Source organism: Mucilaginibacter sp. (assembly GCF_965200995.1).
Taxonomy (GTDB): Bacteria; Bacteroidota; Bacteroidia; order Sphingobacteriales; family Sphingobacteriaceae; genus Mucilaginibacter.
The window spans coordinates 815314-833024 of record NZ_OZ241743.1 but is presented as its reverse complement, the minus strand read 5'-3'; the positions used below and the strand labels follow the sequence as shown (position 1 = coordinate 833024).

12 protein-coding genes are annotated in these 17711 nt (G+C 46.7%); 8 read left to right on the top strand and 4 right to left on the bottom strand.

All coding sequences use genetic code 11. From position 1 onward, the window contains the following. Window positions 1-9: 9 nt before the first annotated feature. From ACY652_RS04030 to ACY652_RS04020, 3 genes are all read left to right on the top strand, one after another. On the top strand, window positions 10-1578 hold the full coding sequence (locus ACY652_RS04030; RefSeq protein WP_462266704.1) for a M20/M25/M40 family metallo-hydrolase: 1569 nt from the start codon (window positions 10-12) through the stop codon (window positions 1576-1578). A gap of 73 nt (window positions 1579-1651) precedes the next feature. Then, window positions 1652-1810 (top strand): hypothetical protein, encoded by a 159-nt coding sequence (locus tag ACY652_RS04025; protein WP_462266703.1) that lies wholly within the window; start codon window positions 1652-1654, stop codon window positions 1808-1810. Window positions 1811-2404: 594 nt separating this feature from the next. Next, window positions 2405-6538 carry a hybrid sensor histidine kinase/response regulator gene (locus ACY652_RS04020; RefSeq protein WP_462266702.1) on the top strand — a complete coding sequence of 1378 codons (4134 nt, stop codon included), beginning with the start codon at window positions 2405-2407 and terminating at the stop codon, window positions 6536-6538. A 242-nt stretch (window positions 6539-6780) separates the two neighbouring features. Here the strand turns inward: ACY652_RS04020 and ACY652_RS04015 are convergent, their stop codons facing one another. Continuing rightward, complete coding sequence (locus ACY652_RS04015) at window positions 6781-7302, bottom strand: DUF6702 family protein (RefSeq protein WP_462266701.1); 522 nt, start codon at window positions 7300-7302, stop codon at window positions 6781-6783. A gap of 68 nt (window positions 7303-7370) precedes the next feature. On the opposite strand from ACY652_RS04015, the gene ACY652_RS04010 reads away from it, so the two are divergent. The 4 genes from ACY652_RS04010 (at window position 7371) to ACY652_RS03995 (ending at window position 14471) form a co-directional block, all read left to right on the top strand. Continuing rightward, complete coding sequence (locus ACY652_RS04010) at window positions 7371-7952, top strand: HupE/UreJ family protein (RefSeq protein WP_462266699.1); 582 nt, start codon at window positions 7371-7373, stop codon at window positions 7950-7952. A gap of 45 nt (window positions 7953-7997) precedes the next feature. Then, window positions 7998-10415 carry a M1 family metallopeptidase gene (locus ACY652_RS04005; RefSeq protein ID WP_462266697.1) on the top strand — a complete coding sequence of 806 codons (2418 nt, stop codon included), beginning with the start codon at window positions 7998-8000 and terminating at the stop codon, window positions 10413-10415. Window positions 10416-11050: 635 nt separating this feature from the next. Further along, complete coding sequence (locus tag ACY652_RS04000; RefSeq protein WP_462266695.1) at window positions 11051-12985, top strand: DUF1800 domain-containing protein; 1935 nt, start codon at window positions 11051-11053, stop codon at window positions 12983-12985. Window positions 12986-13196: 211 nt separating this feature from the next. After that, the gene (locus tag ACY652_RS03995; protein WP_462266693.1) at window positions 13197-14471 is read left to right on the top strand and encodes a DUF1501 domain-containing protein; all 1275 of its coding nucleotides are present in this window, start codon (window positions 13197-13199) and stop codon (window positions 14469-14471) included. 3 nt (window positions 14472-14474) lie between these two features. On the opposite strand, the gene ACY652_RS03990 is transcribed toward ACY652_RS03995, so the two are convergent. Next, entirely contained in the window at window positions 14475-15455 is a 981-nt protein-coding gene (locus ACY652_RS03990) for a DNA-processing protein DprA (RefSeq protein ID WP_462266692.1), read from the bottom strand. Then, window positions 15456-16403, bottom strand: a complete 948-nt coding sequence (locus tag ACY652_RS03985) for a phosphoribosyltransferase (protein WP_462266690.1) — start codon at window positions 16401-16403, stop codon at window positions 15456-15458. It abuts the gene before it with no gap. A gap of 100 nt (window positions 16404-16503) precedes the next feature. Here ACY652_RS03985 and ACY652_RS03980 point away from each other — a divergent pair. After that, window positions 16504-17285 (top strand): IS5 family transposase gene (locus ACY652_RS03980; RefSeq protein WP_462266689.1). Its coding sequence is split into 2 segments (ribosomal slippage): window positions 16504-16837 and window positions 16837-17285, totalling 783 coding nucleotides; the frame shifts between segments, so codons are not numbered across the junction. Here ACY652_RS03980 and ACY652_RS03975 read toward each other — a convergent pair. Then, window positions 17251-17580, bottom strand: a complete 330-nt coding sequence (locus ACY652_RS03975; RefSeq protein WP_462266688.1) for a hypothetical protein — start codon at window positions 17578-17580, stop codon at window positions 17251-17253. The genes ACY652_RS03980 and ACY652_RS03975 overlap by 35 nt on opposite strands. Window positions 17581-17711 lie beyond the last annotated feature (131 nt).

Here is a 17711-nt window from a genome sequence, read left to right as displayed (position 1 = left end):
GGAAAACACATGAAGAAAAATCTACTCTTTGCAGCATTATTGCTTGCGGCCACAGGCGGTAGTACGCTGGCGCAAGAAACTGTTGATCAGGCCGTTGTGCAAAAGATACGTCAGGAAGGGTTGCAGAACTCTAAAGTTATGGAAACTGCATTTTATTTGACCGATGTTTCGGGCCCGCGCCTTTCCGGTTCGCCCGGCTTAAAGCACGCGCAGGATTGGGTAACCGGTCAGTTTAAAACCTGGGGACTTTCCAACGTGAAGCTGGAGCCCTGGGGTAAATTTGGTAAGGGCTGGCAGGTGGAAAAAAACTATGCGGCCATCACTGTGCCTTATTACCATGCCATTATTGCCATCCCCAAAGCCTGGACCGGCAGTACCAACGGCCCGATCAAGGGTAATGTGATATTAATTAAGGCGGACTCGGCTGCCGATTTAGCCCAGTATAAAGGCAAGCTCAACGGCAAGATTGTTGTATTTGATAACGCCAATAAACTGGCAGCAGGTACCACGCCCGACTTTTTGCGTTATACCGATGCTCAGTTAACTGAAATGGCCAGTGCTACCCCGCAGCCCGAGCGCCCGCGCCAGCAGGGCGGGCCTAACGGTACGCCAAACCCGCAGATGGCGGCCCGTATGCGTATGATGCGTATGCGTGTAGCCTTAAATAAGTTTTTACAGGAAGAAAAAGTGGGCTTGGTATTAAGCCAGGCCCGTGGTACCGATGGCACCGTGTTTACCACCAATGGTGCATCGTATGCCGATACTGCCCAACTGGCCGCGCCTGAACTGGAAACCAGCGGTGAGGATTATACCCGCATTGTGCGTTTGCTGAAAGGCGGCATTGCCGTGCAGATGGAAGCCGACATCAGAACTAAATTCTTTACCGAAGACCTGCAAGGTTACAATGTGATTGCCGAAATACCGGGTACCGACAAAAAGCTGAAGGACCAGGTAGTGATGCTGGGCGGCCACTTCGACTCCTGGCATGGGGCTACCGGCGCTACTGATAATGCAGCGGGCAGCGCGGTGATGATTGAAGCCATGCGCATCCTGAACACATTAAAACTTAAACCAAAGCGTACCATTCGTATTGCGTTATGGAGCTCGGAGGAGCAGGGCTTGTTTGGCTCGCGCGGGTATGTGAACGCTCATTACGGTAACGTTAAAGATGGCTTTAAGCCGGAGCAGCAAAAAGTGTCGGCCTATTATAACCTGGATAATGGCACCGGTAAAATTCGTGGCATTTTCCTGCAGGGTAATGCAGCCGTGGCGCCGATATTTAAAACCTGGCTGGAGCCGTTTACCGATCTGGGAGCTAACACGCTTACCATCCGCAACACCGGCAGTACAGACCATGTAGCGTTTGATGCGGCAGGCATTCCCGGTTTCCAGTTTATTCAGGACCCGATGGATTACTTCGCCCGTACCCACCACAGCAACCAGGATACGTATGACCGCCTGGTAGAAGATGATTTGAAGCAAGCCGCTACTGTTGTAGCCTCATTGGTATACAATACTGCCCAACGTGCCGAAATGCTGCCCCGCAAAGAGCAGCCTAAGCCAGTGGCAGCCAATTAATTGCCTGAAGCTTATTTTAACTGCTAATGCCCCGGCCTTAACCATAGGTGTTCGGAAGACTTTTTAAGTTGAGATGACTGTATTTACATCATCTAAACTGATCTCTGCGCCCCACGGGCAGCACCGGCACCGGGGTAAAGAACACAGGCAGAACAAGCCGTATACCTGCCTGGCGGATGCTGAAAATAAGTTGATTGCTGCCTTCCGGCTAAGGGTAATATACCTCCCTTAGCCATTTTGAAAAGTGTAAAGGCAAAGTTTACACTTTTCAAAAAATATTGCATTTAAATTTCTGATAGTCAATATTTTACAAAAACACAGGGTTTACACTTTTTAGAGCTTTTAGTTGTATTATTTAATGCGGTTTTAGTGCTGCCGAACGCCTGAGGTATTATCACCGTACCACCATGTTTTAAAGTGGTGCGGTGATAACACCGGGGCCTTGCTTTTATACACTTATTGGCGTTACTAAACAGGTGATCTGACTGGTATCAGCATAAACAAGTAACTTACAGGCGCCGTAACCGTATACAGCGCATATAAACCTGTTTTCTAAGAGGCTGTTTAAAAACGAGTAAAAAAGCGCGTCATTGCGAGGAACGAAGCAATCCCCGACGGGTATGTCCGCTCTGTAAGTTGAGGATGGCGCCCGTTCCTCGCAATGACGATTGGCAATAGTAATGGTTAGAATCATTTTTAAACAGCTTCTAAATACTTCACATTTAATTTTTTTAGCCGGTATGTATGCGGGTGCCGTAAGCCGGTGCTGTTTAATATGGTAGTAAAGGTAAAGTGCATTTTATTTTTTCTGTGCATAAGCTTTCCTGTGGCCCTTAAGGCGCAACGGCAAAGCCTCAGGTTCTCTCACCTGGGTACGGGAGAAGGGTTATCGCAGATTAACGTGAACCGTATACTGCAGGATAGCCGGGGGCTGATATGGATAGCTACACGCAACGGCTTAAACCGCTACGACGGATACCGCTTTACCATTTACCGGTCTGTGATTACAGATACCGGTTCCATCAGCAACAATAGTGTTTCAGATATAGCCGAAGATGCCAATGGTGATTTATGGCTGTCTACACAAAATGGCCTTAACCGCTTTGAACGCAAAACAGGGCGGTTCATCAGGTATCTACACAATGCCCGTAACGCAAACTCGCTTTCAAGTAACGTGATAAATCGCCTGGCGGTAGATGCTGCCAGGCAAATCCTGTGGATTGGTACGCAAAACAGCGGTTTGGATGAGTATGACCTGAAGCGGCGCATCTTTCGGCACCATGCGCATCAGGATAGTGATACGGCAAGCGTTACAGACAATAACGTACGGGCGCTTTGTTTAGATTCAAAAAACAACCTTTGGGTGGGGGCAGGTAAAGGAGGGTTAAACTTATATAACCGGCAACTACAAAATTTCAGCCACTACCCATACCCGCGGCATAAAGGCGTTGCGGGTGCAAGTGATAATCTGCAGTCTATTTTTGAAGATGCCCGGCATCAGCTTTGGCTGGGCAGCCAGGATGATGGCTTGTTTCTGTTTGATGCCGGCAAGAAAACGTTCATTAGTCATTTTGTTAAGGATGGCTCAAATAGTAACAGTATATCCAGCAATACCATATACTGTACCGCTGCAGACACGGAAGGTAACCTGTGGATAGGTACCGAAAACGGCGGCCTGAGTGTGCGCGACTACCGTACCGGTAAGTTTTATAACTATCAGCACGATGAAGTGGATGTTAACAGCCTCAATGGCAACTCGGTCTATTCCATTTGCCGCGACCGCAGCGGTAACATGTGGGTAGGCGCGTATAGTGGTGGTATAAACCTGTTTAAAAAAAGTACTGCCAGTTTTCCATTATACCAGCATAACTCATCGCCCGAAAGCCTGTCAAATAATTTTGTTTTAGATCTGTATGAAGATCATAATCAAAAGATATGGGTAGGAACAGACGGCGGCGGGCTGAACAGGTTTGATCCGCAAAATGGTACGTTTACTGCCTTTAAAAAGCAGCCGGGTAAGGCTAACAGCATTACCGGTAATTATGTGCTGGTCAGTAAAGAAGATGCCGCCGGTAACTTGTGGATTGGTACCTGGGGAGACGGGCTGAGCGTTTACAATCTGAAAACACAAACTTTTAAAAATTTCAAATACGATGCGGCAAAGCCTCGGGGCCTGGGCGGCAATAATATTTATTATCTGATACATGCGCGTAATGGTAAAACATGGCTGAGCACCTACAACAACGGGCTTGATTGTTACGACCCTGAAACAGGCGTTTTTACGCATTATAGGTTTAACATTAACAATCCCCGCTCTGTCAGCAGCAACCAGGTGTATTCCATGCTGGAGGACCGCCAGGGAAACTTATGGATAGGTACAGCCGATGGCGGGTTAAACCGGTTTAACCCGGCCAACGGCACTTTTATCAGGTACCAGCACAGTGATACAAAAAACAGTATCAGCAATAACGGAGTTACGGATATTATTGAGGATAGTAAAGGGCGCCTTTGGCTGGCAACCATTGCCGGGCTTAATTTGTTTGAGCCTGAAACCGGGCATTTCAAGGTATATTTAACCAAGAATGGTTTGGCCAGCGAAGTTATCTACAGCATCAGGCAGGATGATGAGGGACAGCTATGGATCGGCACCAATGGGGGGCTTTCAAAGATGGACCCCAAAAGCGAAAAATTTACCAATTATACCACCGAAAACGGGCTTCAAGGTGATGAATATAAGCTGCATTCGGCCTTAAAAGCGCATAATGGGCGTATGTACTTTGGCGGAGTGAACGGCTTTAACGCATTCTTTCCAAAGCAAATAGCTAAACCATCGGCCTTTGCGCCATTGGTAATTACATCGTTCCAGGTATTTAACAAGCCGCTTGTTCCTGCTAATAGCAATGATAGCTCCTCGTTGCTTAAAAGTGATATTACAGATGCCCGGCAGCTCCGGCTTACATACAAGCAATCGGTATTTTCCTTTGAATTTGCGGCGTTGGATTATGCTTCGGCCGATAAGAAGGCCTACGCTTATCAATTGGAAAATTTTGATAAGGACTGGAACATGATTGGCAGCCGGAATACGGCTTCCTATACTAATTTGCCGCCCGGCAAATATGTCATCAAACTCAAGTATCGCAATAGCTCAGGGCAGTGGTCGCCGGTAACCAAACCGCTGAAAATTATTATTGTACCGCCGTTTTGGCTTACCTGGTGGTTTGATGTGTTAATGTTACTGCTGGTTTTTGGAGGGATATATGCGGTTTTCAGAATACGTATCAATGCGGTAAGAAAGCAGCAGCGGCGCCTGGAAACGCAGGTAAGGGAACGTACGGAAAGGCTGGCTCAGCTTACGGTAGAAGAGGGCAATTCGCGCCGGCAGGCCGAGCAGGCCCGTGAGGAGGCTGAAAATGCCAACAAAGCCAAAAGTATTTTTCTGGCCACCATGAGCCACGAGATACGTACCCCCATGAATGGTGTAATTGGTATGGCCAGTTTGCTGGCACACACCCCGCTTACGCCGGAACAGAAGGATTATACCGAAACCATAATTACCAGCGGCGATGCCCTTCTTACGGTAATTAATGATATACTTGATTTTTCTAAAATAGAATCGGGCAACCTGGAACTGGATGAGCAGGATTTTGATGTACGCGATTGTGTGGAAGGCGTGCTGGACATCTTTGCACAAAAGGCCTCGCAGCTTAACCTCGATCTGGTATACCAGATTGAGCCCAATGTGCCGCCGCAGGTAATTGCTGATGCCTTGCGCCTGCGGCAGATTTTACTGAACCTGGTAGGTAATGCGGTTAAATTTACCTCGCAGGGCGAAGTGTTTATAGGCGTGAGCGCGAAAGCTGTAACCGCAGCGGAGGTGGAGCTGCTGTTTGATGTGCGCGATACCGGCATCGGCATTCCCGAAGATAAGCTGGGCCGCCTGTTCAAGGCATTCTCACAGGTTGATTCCAGCACCACACGTAAATATGGCGGTACAGGTTTGGGGTTAGCCATCAGCGAGAAATTAGTGCAGCTTATGGGCGGCAAAATCAACGTACAGAGCGCCCCCGGCGCAGGTACAACTTTTAGCTTCAGTATTATGGTAAGGCCCGGCAGCAAGCCTGCCCGTACTTATGTAAATTTAAATACCGCTGCATTTGAAAACCAGCAGATACTTGTGGTAGATGATAATGCCACCAACCGTAATATATTGTATAACCAGTTGCGCCAGTGGAAGTTTACACCTGTAATAGCTTCGTCTGGTGCAGAAGCATTGCAGTTGCTAACCGCTAATCCCGGCATACGCCTCATTATATCTGATATGAACATGCCGGAAATGGACGGCATCGAACTGGCACGCAGGATGCGGCAGACCAGGGCGGATATAAAAATTATATTATTAAGCTCGGCCGGTAACGAGCAGAGCAGGCAGGAGGCGCATTTATTTAATGCGATATTATCCAAGCCGGCAAAGCATTACCAGTTACATCATCATATAATTGAGCTGCTTAAAAACAGCGAGGTTAAAGAGCCGGCCGTAAGGGCAGGGCGCAGCCAGTTACCGGCTGATTTTGCCCTGCACCACCCTATGCAGATTTTAATAGCCGAAGATAATGCCATTAACCAAAAGCTGGCCATGCACATCTTCTGGAAAATGGGATATCAGCCCACCATTGCCGCTACGGGCCATGAGGTGATGGATGCTGTGGCAAAGCAGTATTACCACCTTATATTTATGGATGTGCAGATGCCCGAAATGGATGGCCTGGAGGCTACGCAGTTTATCAGGCAGCATGCCGACCGACAGCCGGTAATCATTGCCATGACTGCTAATGCCATGGCGGAGGATAAGGAAGCCTGCATTGCTGCCGGGATGAATGATTACCTGAGCAAGCCCATTAAACTGGCCGAACTGGTAGCTATACTGGAGAAGTGGGCCGCAAAAATTATGCAGGTACAATAACAGGTTGCAGGCACATACCATCTCTTCTGCTGACACGGATATGTCAGCGTTCACGGGTGTTCACAGGTGTTCACACCACCGTGAACGTGAACACCTGTAGCAGGCGCTATATGCTGAGAATGCCGCCTTTCCGCCTGTGTTGCAGGTGCAGTTTATAAACAGGAATCAGCAACTTAAAGCTTTTTATGGCCGATTTACGCCTTTTAAGGTAAGGTAACAGGTTAAATAGTTTCAATTATAGGTCAGAAATCCTGCACTACCCGCGTGTCCGGGTAATCCAGCTTTGTGCTTTTGCGAACCTTGTTTACCGTAATGTGGACAATGTTAATCTGGTCGTCATACAGGTTGTACAGCAGGCTGATGTCGGCAATGGCTTTTTTTACCGGCGGCATCGGTGCCGATTCAAGATATACGTTTACCGCTTCGCGTTCTATCTCATACCCCAGGCAGTTTAACGGCACCGGTGCGCTGCCCGATTTAATGAGCACGTGGCTGGCTACATACTTTTTAATCAGCGTTTCCATGGCGGCGTGCATATCCGGGCGGGTAAGGTCGGTACGGGTTTTATATTGTTTGGCCAGCGCCGTTTCAAAATCATCGGTATATAGGGTACAAACCACTTCCAGCTGATGGTCGGCGTTGTTGTAGCTGATATCGCTGGTGCTTACATGCAGCGGATGAAGCGCTGCCGCACTTGTTTTTTTTGCAGGGGCAGGCAGGCCTGCCAGCAGGGCTAATAACAGTAAGGGTTGCAGAACAGGCATTATAACTGATTATGATTTTAGTGAATAAAAACGGTTAAATTTAACGCTTTCAATAGCCAATTTAGCGCATGTCTGATTTTCTGTTTTATTTCAAGCTGGGCTGGGAGCACATCATCAGCATTGATGCGCTTGACCATCAGCTGTTTGTACTGGCGCTGGCGGCCGTGTACATCATTAAAGATATCAGGCAGGTACTGATACTGGTTACTGCTTTCACTATCGGCCATTCGCTTACGCTGGCGCTTAGCGTTCTGGATGTTATTCGCTTTCCGGGTAAATGGGTAGAGTTCTTAATTCCGTGTACCATTGTAATTACAGCAGTAAACAATTTAGTGCAGCTCAATAAAAAGGGGCGCAGCGCAAAAATTAATTACTACCTGGCGCTGGGTTTTGGCCTGATACATGGGATGGGCTTTGCCAATGCCATCCGGCTGATGCTGGCTAAAGATCAGGCTTTGGGCTTAGGTTTGTTTGGCTTTAATGTGGGCTTGGAAGCCGGGCAGATTGTGGTTGTTGCCTTTATACTATCAGCTTCAGTTTTATTTATTAACGCCATTAAAATTAAAAGGCGCGACTGGATATTGTTTCTTTCTTCGGGAGTTTTTGCACTTTCTGTAAAAATGGCGATAGAAAGGTGGCCTTTTCAATAAAAGAAAATTAAATTTATACGCTGAATAGCTAATTAGCGCTTTTATATGAACAAAAAGTTACTTACTACTGCAATTTTATCTGTTAGTGTGTGGCAGCTGGGCATTGCACAGGACATTCAAAATAATCCGGGGAGCAATCACGGTAATAAGTTTGAACAGTTGGGCACTATACTCACCACGCCCAATGAGCAGCGTACTGCCAGCGGTGCTCCCGGTGCCAAATACTGGCAGCAGCGTGCCGATTACAACATCAAGTGTGAGCTGGACGAAAAGAACCTGAAGCTCACCGGCAGCGAAACCATTACCTACTACAATAACTCGCCCGATGCGCTGGATTACATCTGGCTGCAGCTGGACGAAAATGAGCACAGCAATAAAGATAACGCCAATTACCAGAGCAGCTCTACCATGCCGCGCGGCCGTGCCGGCGTAGCCCAGCTGGAGCGTGCTGCCATCAGCAATGAGGATAATGGTTATGGCGATAAAATTACCTTGCTTACCGATGCCACCGGAAAAAAACTGAGCTATGTAGTTAACAAAACCATGATGCGCGTTAACCTGCCCGCCCGCTTGTTGCCCGGGCAGCGTTTTGTGTTTAATGTAAACTGGAACTATAAAATATCTGACCGTTTGGCCTTTGGCGGCCGTGGTGGCTATGAGTACTTCCCCGAAGATAAGAACTACCTGTTTACCATGACGCAGTGGTACCCGCGCCTGTGCGTGTACAGCGATTTTCAGGGCTGGCAAAACCACCAGTTTACCGGCCGGGGCGAATTTGCCCTTACCTTTGGTAATTTCCATGTACAAATGACCGTACCTGCCGACCACATCATCGGCGGTACCGGCGAGTGTATCAATTACAGCGCGGTATTAAGTCCTGAGCGTTTGGCCCGTTATCAAAAGGCCCGCAATTCGGCAGTACCGGTAGAGGTGGTTACTTTAGCCGAGGCTAAAAGAACAGAAGTTAACCCCAGCACTGCAAAAAAGACCTGGGTATTTCAGGCCAACAACGTGCGCGATTTTGCCTGGGGATCTTCCCGCAAATTTGTGTGGGATGCCATGGGCGTAAACGTAGAAGGTAAAAAGGTAATGGCCATGAGCTACTATGGTAAAGAAGCCTACAACCTGTACAGCCGTTATTCTACCCGCCTCATTGCGCATACCGTCAAGACCTACTCTGATTTTTCTATTCCTTTCCCTTACCCGGTAGCCCAAAGCGTGGAAGCCTCCAACGGTATGGAGTACCCGATGATCTGCTTTAACTATGGCCGCACCGAAAAGGATGGCACCTACAGCGAAAGCACCAAGAACGGTATGATCGGCGTGATCATTCACGAAGTAGGGCACAACTTCTTCCCGATGATTGTGAACAGCGATGAGCGCCAGTGGACCTGGATGGATGAAGGATTGAATTCATTTTTAGAATACCTGGCAGAAGAACTGTGGGACAATAAGTTCCCTTCAAAAAAGGGAGCCGCCTACACCATTGTGGATTACATGAAGCTGCCTAAAAATGAGCTGGAGCCGGTAATGACCAATTCGGAAAATATTGTGCGCTTTGGCCCCAACGCCTATTCTAAACCGGCCACCGGCTTAAATATGCTGCGCGAAACCATTATGGGCCGCCAGCTATTTGATTATGCCTTTAAACAGTATGCCAAACGCTGGGCCTTCAAGCATCCTACGCCCGCCGATTTCTTCCGCACTATGGAAGATGCCAGCGGCGAGGATCTGGACTGGTTCTGGAGAGGCTGGTTCTATGGTACCGATCCCGTTGATATTTCGTTGGATTCTGTTCGCGTAGGTAAGGCCGACCTGAGCAAAGGTAATACAGTTAACTTTGGCGGCGGCCGTGGCAACGGCGGCTTTAACAGCCGGGTAGCTACGCCTTCTGTAAATACTTTTGATGATATTTCCAAGATACGTAACCGCGAGGACAAGAACATTAAGTTTTATACCGACCGCGATACCGCTACCCGCGATTTTTACTGGAAGTATGACCGTGGCCTGGCTGCCGTAGATACGGCCAAGTTTACCAGTATGGCTAAAGCGCAGCAACCACCGGCCAGCCCTGCTACCCAGGCCGATTTTACCGATGCCGAGCGCGGGCAGTACAGCAATAAATTTTTTTATGAGCTGAATTTTAGCAATAAAGGCGGTTTGGTAATGCCGATTATTGTGGAGTTTACCTTTAAGGACGGTACCAAAATGGTAGACCGCATTCCGGCCCAGATTTGGCGCCTGAACGAAAGAACAGCTTCTAAGTTCTACGTGCAGGACAAAGAAGTGGCTTCTATTAAGTTAGATCCGCTGCGCGAAACCGCCGATATTGACGAAAGCAATAACTATTGGGGCAAATTGCCTTCACCTTCAAAATTCCAGGTGTTCAAGCAGCGCGGCGGAGCAGCCCGCGGCCAGTCAGTTGGCGTAAACCCGATGCAGATTTCTACCGGAAGCAGGTAGGCTGATAGATGAAGTTTGTGTGTTATTGCGAAAAGAAGAAACTTGTCATTTCGACCGCAGGGAGAAATCTTCTTCAGGCAGCCGGTATGCGGCAGAAGATTTCTCCCTGCGGTCGAAATGACAAACTAAATTTTAGTTGACTTTTAAATAAAAAGCCGTGCGGAGTACCACACGGCTTTCTTATTTATCTCCAATGGCCCGGAATCCAAACTTAACCACGGCGGTTGTAACGCCAGTGACCGGATATGAACACCGCTCTCGGGCGGGGTGGTGCAGCCCAATAACTACCATGCCAAACATAACGGTTGCCGCTGGGCACCCAGTCTTCCTCAACCCAAACAGCACGCGGTTCTGGGCCTGGCCGGGCGTACCCGAACTACAATTTGCGCAAAGGTATCTGCACGTGCAAAAGCAGCACAAAGGCTATTGATAATAACTTTAAATTTTTCATGGTATAATGATTATTTAAACTTTCTGTACGACGGCAGTTAACTTCAAATGGTTTAAATTTGGATAAGGTTAAGCAGTAATGCGCTGAAAATCAAAATAAAAAATGCAGGTAGATGCTATAATTTAAACCTATCAGCTGATTTACCGTCATACCCAATGAAAAATATTTTTATTAACGATCTGCCATGATAAAGGGTTTAAGATACAGTGTTGCCATACTGCTGCTTTTGGGTGGGTTTATGCTGTTATCCTCCTTTTTTAATGAGGCATGGTACAAGGCTGTGAAGTTTCCATACAAAAAACAAGGCTTAACCGAGCGGCAGGCCGTTGCACATCTGCTCAGCCGGTTCACTTACGGCGCTACGCCGGGGCAGGTAGATGAAGTGGTGCATGAGGGTCTGGAAAACTGGTTTCAGCAACAGCTGGATGCCGGGCTGGCTGATGATTCATTAAATCAGGTACTCAGTCAGTACGATGCCTTAAAGTTAAGCAACAGCCAGATTGCCGAAACCTACCCCAAGCAGGGGCAGCTGGTTCGCATGGCCGTAAAGGATGGCTTTATCAATAAAGATTCGGTGAAAAGCGCCGGCCGCAAGGCCTACCGCGATACGCTGCAGGTATATATGCAGCAAAAGGGTTACAAGCCCGAGCAGGAACTGTTCCGGCAGTTTATCAACCAAAAGGTATTAAGGGCCGCCTATACCCATAACCAGTTGCAGGAAGTAATGGCCGACTTCTGGTTCAATCACTTCAATGTATCCATTACCAAAAACGATTGTGCGCAGTTCATCCCCGACTATGAACGCGATGTGATACGGCCCAATGCCCTGGGTAAGTTTGGCAATTTGCTGCTGGCTACCGCCAAAGCCCCGGCTATGCTGTATTATCTCGACAATTTTACCAGTTCGGCCCCCGGCAGTCGCACCCCGGTGATGAATGCCCTGATGCGCAGCAACCATATGGCTGTAATGCAGGGCGACAGCATCGTAACAGCCACCATTGCCAAAGCTAAAAAAGCCAGGGCGGGGCAGGGGCTGAACGAGAACTATGCCCGCGAGGTGATGGAGCTGCACACCCTTGGGGTAGATGGCGGCTACAGCCAGCAGGACGTAACCCAGGCGGCCCGTGTGCTTACCGGGTGGTCTATTGCCCCAATGGGTACGTATGGCAATGGTGCGCAGGTTTTCCTGAACCGCTTTACGCCCGAGCAGTTACAACAGAAAGGCTTTGTGCACGAGGGTGATTTCTTTTTCAACATCAACCGGCACGATAAAGGTGAAAAGGTGGTGCTGGGGCATCACTTTACCAGTAACGGTTACCAGGAAGGGGTAGATTTGCTGAACCTGCTGGCACATCAGCAGGCTACGGCACAATTTATTTCCCGCAAACTGGCCGTGCGTTTTGTGAGCGATAACCCGCCTAAAGCGCTGGTTGATAAAATGACCCGTGCTTTTCAGGAAAATGATGGTGATATTAAAGCGGTACTGGTTACCATGGTAAGCGCCCCCGAGTTTTGGAGCAGCAACGCCCTGCGCGAAAAAACCAAATCGCCGTTTGAACTCACCATTGGTGCGGTACGCAGCCTGAACGCCACTATTAACCAGCCTTACCAGTTGTACAACTGGGTGGCCAAGATGGGCGAAAAGAAATACTATTACCAGGCCCCAACCGGCTTTCCGGATAAGGGACAATACTGGATCAATACCGGCTCGTTGCTTACCCGCATGAATTTCGGGCTGGCGCTGGCCTCGGGCCGTATACCCGGTGTAAAGATTGACCTTGCAGCGCTTAACCAGCACCACGAGCCGGAAAGTGCACAGCAGGCCTTAATGATTTACAGCAAGCTGATGATGCCGGAGCGTAACCTGGAAAGTACCATACAGCGGCTTACCCCCCTGTTAAACGACCCTGAACTGGCGGGCAAAGTAAGTGCCGCCAATGCACAAACTCCGGCTCCTGCCGCCGCAATGCAGCCTGCAGCCGGTGCAGAAGTAAAGCCGGCTTTAGGTAAAGGCAACCAGAAAAATTTTATAGCCATGCAAAACGCCAGCGGTAACAACTCCATGCTGTCGCAGGTGGTGGGTGTGATTATCGGGTCACCCGAATATCAGCGGCGTTGATGTATTGGGGGATAATTTGGAATCATATAATCACACTTCGTCATTGCGGAGAAGCCCCACCTAGACTCTCCCCGGCAGGGAGGGCTTTGAAAGAAAACAAATCAAAAGTCTCCCCTTCCGGGGGAGATTTAGAGGGGGCTGGATGAAGCACGTACCTCGCAATGACGCGTTTTTAGTTTTTAAGTAGCTTCTATAAAAGGAGAACAGCGCAATGTTAAACAGAAGAGCATTTTTAAAATCAGGCGGCCTGGCCCTTTTCGGGGTGGGCTTAATAGGCGGCATCCCCGGCTTTCTGGCCGAGGCGGCAGCAGCCAGCAATGAAATTATATCGCCTTATAAAAAGCGCAAAACGCTGGTCTGCATATTTCAGCGCGGCGCAATGGACGGGCTGATGGCGGTTACGCCTTTTGGCGACACCTATCTGCAGCAGGCACGGCCCACGCTGATGATGTCGGCAGCGAAGAACGCAGGAGATGCGGCGCTGATTGACCTGGACGGCCGCTTCGGGCTGCACCCGGCTATGAAGGCGTTTGAGCCGATGTTCCGCGAAAAGCGGCTGAGCATTGTGCATGGTATCGGTTCGCCCAATACTACCCGCTCGCATTTTGATGCGCAGGATTACATGGAATCGGGCACGCCATTCAATAAAGGCACCGCCAGCGGCTGGCTTAACCGGGCAGTAGGCTTGTTAGGGCATGATGCCATTACACCGTTCAGCGCCGTAAGTATGACCTCGGCCATGCCCCGTTCTTTTTATGGCGATAACCCGGCGCTGGCCGTGAGCAACCTGCAGGATTTTGCCATACAGATGCGTGGCAACCCTGCCGGCGCTAACCTGGCGGCTAAAAGCTTTGAGGATTTATATGATCAAACCTCAACCGGCCTGCTCAGGCAAACCGGCAGGGAAAGCTTTGATGCCATGAAAATGCTGCAGAAAACCGATTTGAAAAATTACAAACCGGCTAACAACGTCATTTATCCCAACACCGCATTAGGCAACTCTTTAAAGCAGATTGCCCAGCTCATTAAAATGGATGTAGGGCTGGAAGTGGCCTTTGCCGAATCTAACGGCTGGGATACGCACTTCAACCAGGGCAACGCTAAAGGTGTGTTTGCCAGTAACGTAACCGACCTGAGCAACAGTATGATGGCTTTCTGGAATGACCTGGAGGCACACCAGGATGAGGTAACGGTAATGACCATGACCGAATTTGGCCGCACCGTACACCAGAATGGTACCGGCGGCACCGACCACGGCCGCGCTTCCTGCAATTTCATTCTGAGCAATAATACCAACGGCGGACAGGTACATGGCAAAGTACAGCCTTTAGCCATTGAGAACCTGGAAGATGGCCGCGATTTAGCCGTAACCACCGACTTTAGGAGCGTTTTTAGTGAGGTAGCCGACAAGCACTTAGGCATCAGCAACGACCGTTTGCTGTTTCCGGATTGGAAGGGCAGTAGAATACGGGTAATGAAGGGTTAAAAACTAATTAAATAAGTAATTATATATTTTTTTATTCTTAGTCATAGCTTGTTCTAAAATGCTATAGTCATGTCTACTGCTTATAGCTAAAATATTGCAGTGTTGTACAGCAGTAATTTTCAAATCAGTGAATTTTGATAACCCGTGTTTTTGATTTAAAATTAATTCTTTATTAGCACTGTATGTTTGTTCATCGAAGTCTGATTTGATTGGATTAATTACTGCAATTGGTCTATTAGTCTCACAAATGGCTTTTGTGGAAAATTTCGAACCACCATCTAAAGAGCTTTGAACGATTAAGATTCCGTTGGATATGCCAGCTTGTATCCGGCAGGATTTTACAACACTAAAAGTATCTTCCTTCTTGCCAGGTGGTATCTCAGACACTAATATACCTTCTTTTTCTATGACTCTTTCTGCATTTATGGTAGTGCTTTTGAGTAATGTTTTCTTGTCGTAATCCAATCCTCCTGCTACAACACCAATAATATTGCGGCGTATTAGGCCGTTTGACATTATTGCAGCTTCATCAATTCCTTTTGCAAGACCATTGCAAATGCACCAACCTAAATTGTTAAAATAAGAGCTTGCCCTTTCTGCTATTTTTATTCCGTTTTCGTTTGGCTCTCTTGTTCCTATGATACAAAGGGTTTTCTGTTTTAGAAGAGCCATGTTACCTTTACAATAAAGTAAAGGCGGTGCATCTTTAAGTTCTCTTAATAATGGTGGATAATCATCGTTTTGTATATCCAGTATGTTAATGTTCCGTTCTTGGCATGTAAACATAATTTTATGAGCTGTATCAATTGCATTTTTAATTGCATCTTCATCGAATTGCTTACCTCCAGTTGCAGTTAAATATTTGATTTGTTGAATCAAATGAACATTTTTAAGTAAGTCATCATTAGGGATTCTTTTCACAAAGGCTGGCCCAATACCCTTTAATTGCAGGAGTGCTACATTTCTAATTACTACATTATTCATCTATTGAATATTTTGAATGAAATTTCCACAACCTCTGCCCCCAAATTTTTTTGGCACACAAGACAGGAATTTGGTTCCATCACTTCTCTTTATTTTCACTTGAAGCTTAGTGCTACAATGAGGGCATACTTTTTCGCTTTCAACTATTGAAATTAAATAGAATAGTGTTACGAAGAGGATATTTTTTGCTCCTTCTTGTGTTAGCTTTTTGCATATTGATTGCGCAGTTCCTCCAGTAGTAAATTGGTCGTCTATAATAATTACATTTTTGTTTAACAAAGTATGCTGCTTATCTATGAACACATATTGATCAACAAAATCAACCCGGCTACGATAATCTTTTTGGTTTCTGATGCTACCAGTAATATCATCAGACCAACATATTAAATTAATTTTAGGTATGTTAGTGTCAATTAATTCAAACAACCTTAGAAGTTTATTCGGTGGTTGTGTCGTTGCCTTATCTGAAACGTAGCTAAAAAAATCCCATTTTAGGTTAGGCATGCTTTCTTGAACATGCAGAATGTAATTAGAGGTAGCCTTTGATAATTTGTCCAGCAAAATGTGTGACCGATCCGCTCTGTGAAATTCAAAGTATTTATCTGCAACTGCATACTTATCACATTCTCCACCTTGTTGACGCCCCAGTGATCTGTATATAATCAATCTATCATGATATTTGTTCGTCTTAAATTTTACTGATGCCTTTGAGTTAACATCTAAAAATATACTTTCCACTGCGAGTAGTTTTTTTGTTGGATCACCTATAATGTCAAATATTTCATCAAACTTACTTATACAATATGTAGCTCCACTTTTTAATTGTTTCCAATCCTGTCCTATTCCGTCCCTATTTTCAGTATTTGTATCTTTATAAAATGATGTTAATACTGTAGGAACGTTTAAAGCGCGTCCCATTTCGATATCCAACCAAGTATCGCCTATCACTAAGAAATCGTCTTTGTTTAGATTAATGTTTGGATAGTATGGTTCAAGGCTATGGTATTTAGAAGTTATCTCATAAATGACAAAGCAGTAAGTTTGCCATATGAGTGAGCTAAATGAGAAGCAATGGGAGAAGATAAAAGACCTGGTACCAGAGGGCATCAGGCGAACAGATGGTAAAGGCAGGCCCTGGCGGGACAAGCGTGAAGTGATGGAAGGGGTGCTATGGATACTTCGGACAGGGGCGCCCTGGAAGGACCTGCCTGACCGCTATCCGCCTTACCAGACCTGCCACCGCAGGTTCCAGGGCTGGGTCAAGAGCGGGGTGTTTACGCTTATTATCGAGACGCTGGCCACTGACCTGTATGAGCGTGGCGGTGTAGACCTGAGTGAATGCTATATAGATGGAACCTTCTGTATGGCAAAAAAGGGGGCCTACTGGTGGGAAAAACTAAGAAAGGTAAAGGCACCAAGATCATGGCAATCACAGACGCTGCTGGTATTATATTATCTATCTCAGTCCACTCTGCTTCCCCGCATGAGGTAACACTGGTAGAGAAAACGCTGGAAGAACGCTTTATTATTCCGCATCCTGAGCGCCTCATTGGGGACAAGGCTTATGACTCAGACCCGCTGGACGAGCGGCTGAAAGAACAAGGCACTGACCTTATTGCCCCACACCGGGATAACCGCAAAAAGAAAAAAACGCAGGATGGCAGAAAACTGAAAAGGTACAAGCGAAGGTGGAAGGTAGAGCGCTTCTTTGCCTGGTTATTCAATTACCGCAGAACGGTGGTCAGATACGAGTATCATGAGGAAAACTTTAAAGCCTTTGTCCTTTTAGCTTGTTCTATGATCCTTTTAAAGTCATTCTTTCATTTATGAGATAGCTTCTAGTCAAAAGATACTCTTTTACTTTGTTTGTATTAGGTTTATCGCATAAACTTATGTGCTCTAAATCAAATATAGCTTCAGAAATTTTTTTCACATAGTTAGGATGAGAATCAGATACAATAATAGCCTCATCGCTGCTTTTCTTAATTTTTTTGATAAATTCCAAGGCGCCCGGCAATAAGGGGATTTGCTCTAAGCCAAATTCTTTTAAGCCATCTTTTAATGGTTTGAATTTTTCATGAGCTGTATCAGTTAATGTCCCATCAAGGTCAATAAGTAATATCATAACATAAATTGTAATAAGAGTAAAAGGTTGAAGCAATGTATGAAATAATTACAGCTTATATCAATGAAAATTTTAAAAAAATTGTTAATGAAGGCAGTTGGATAGAGATAATGAAGAAATAATAAAAGGTT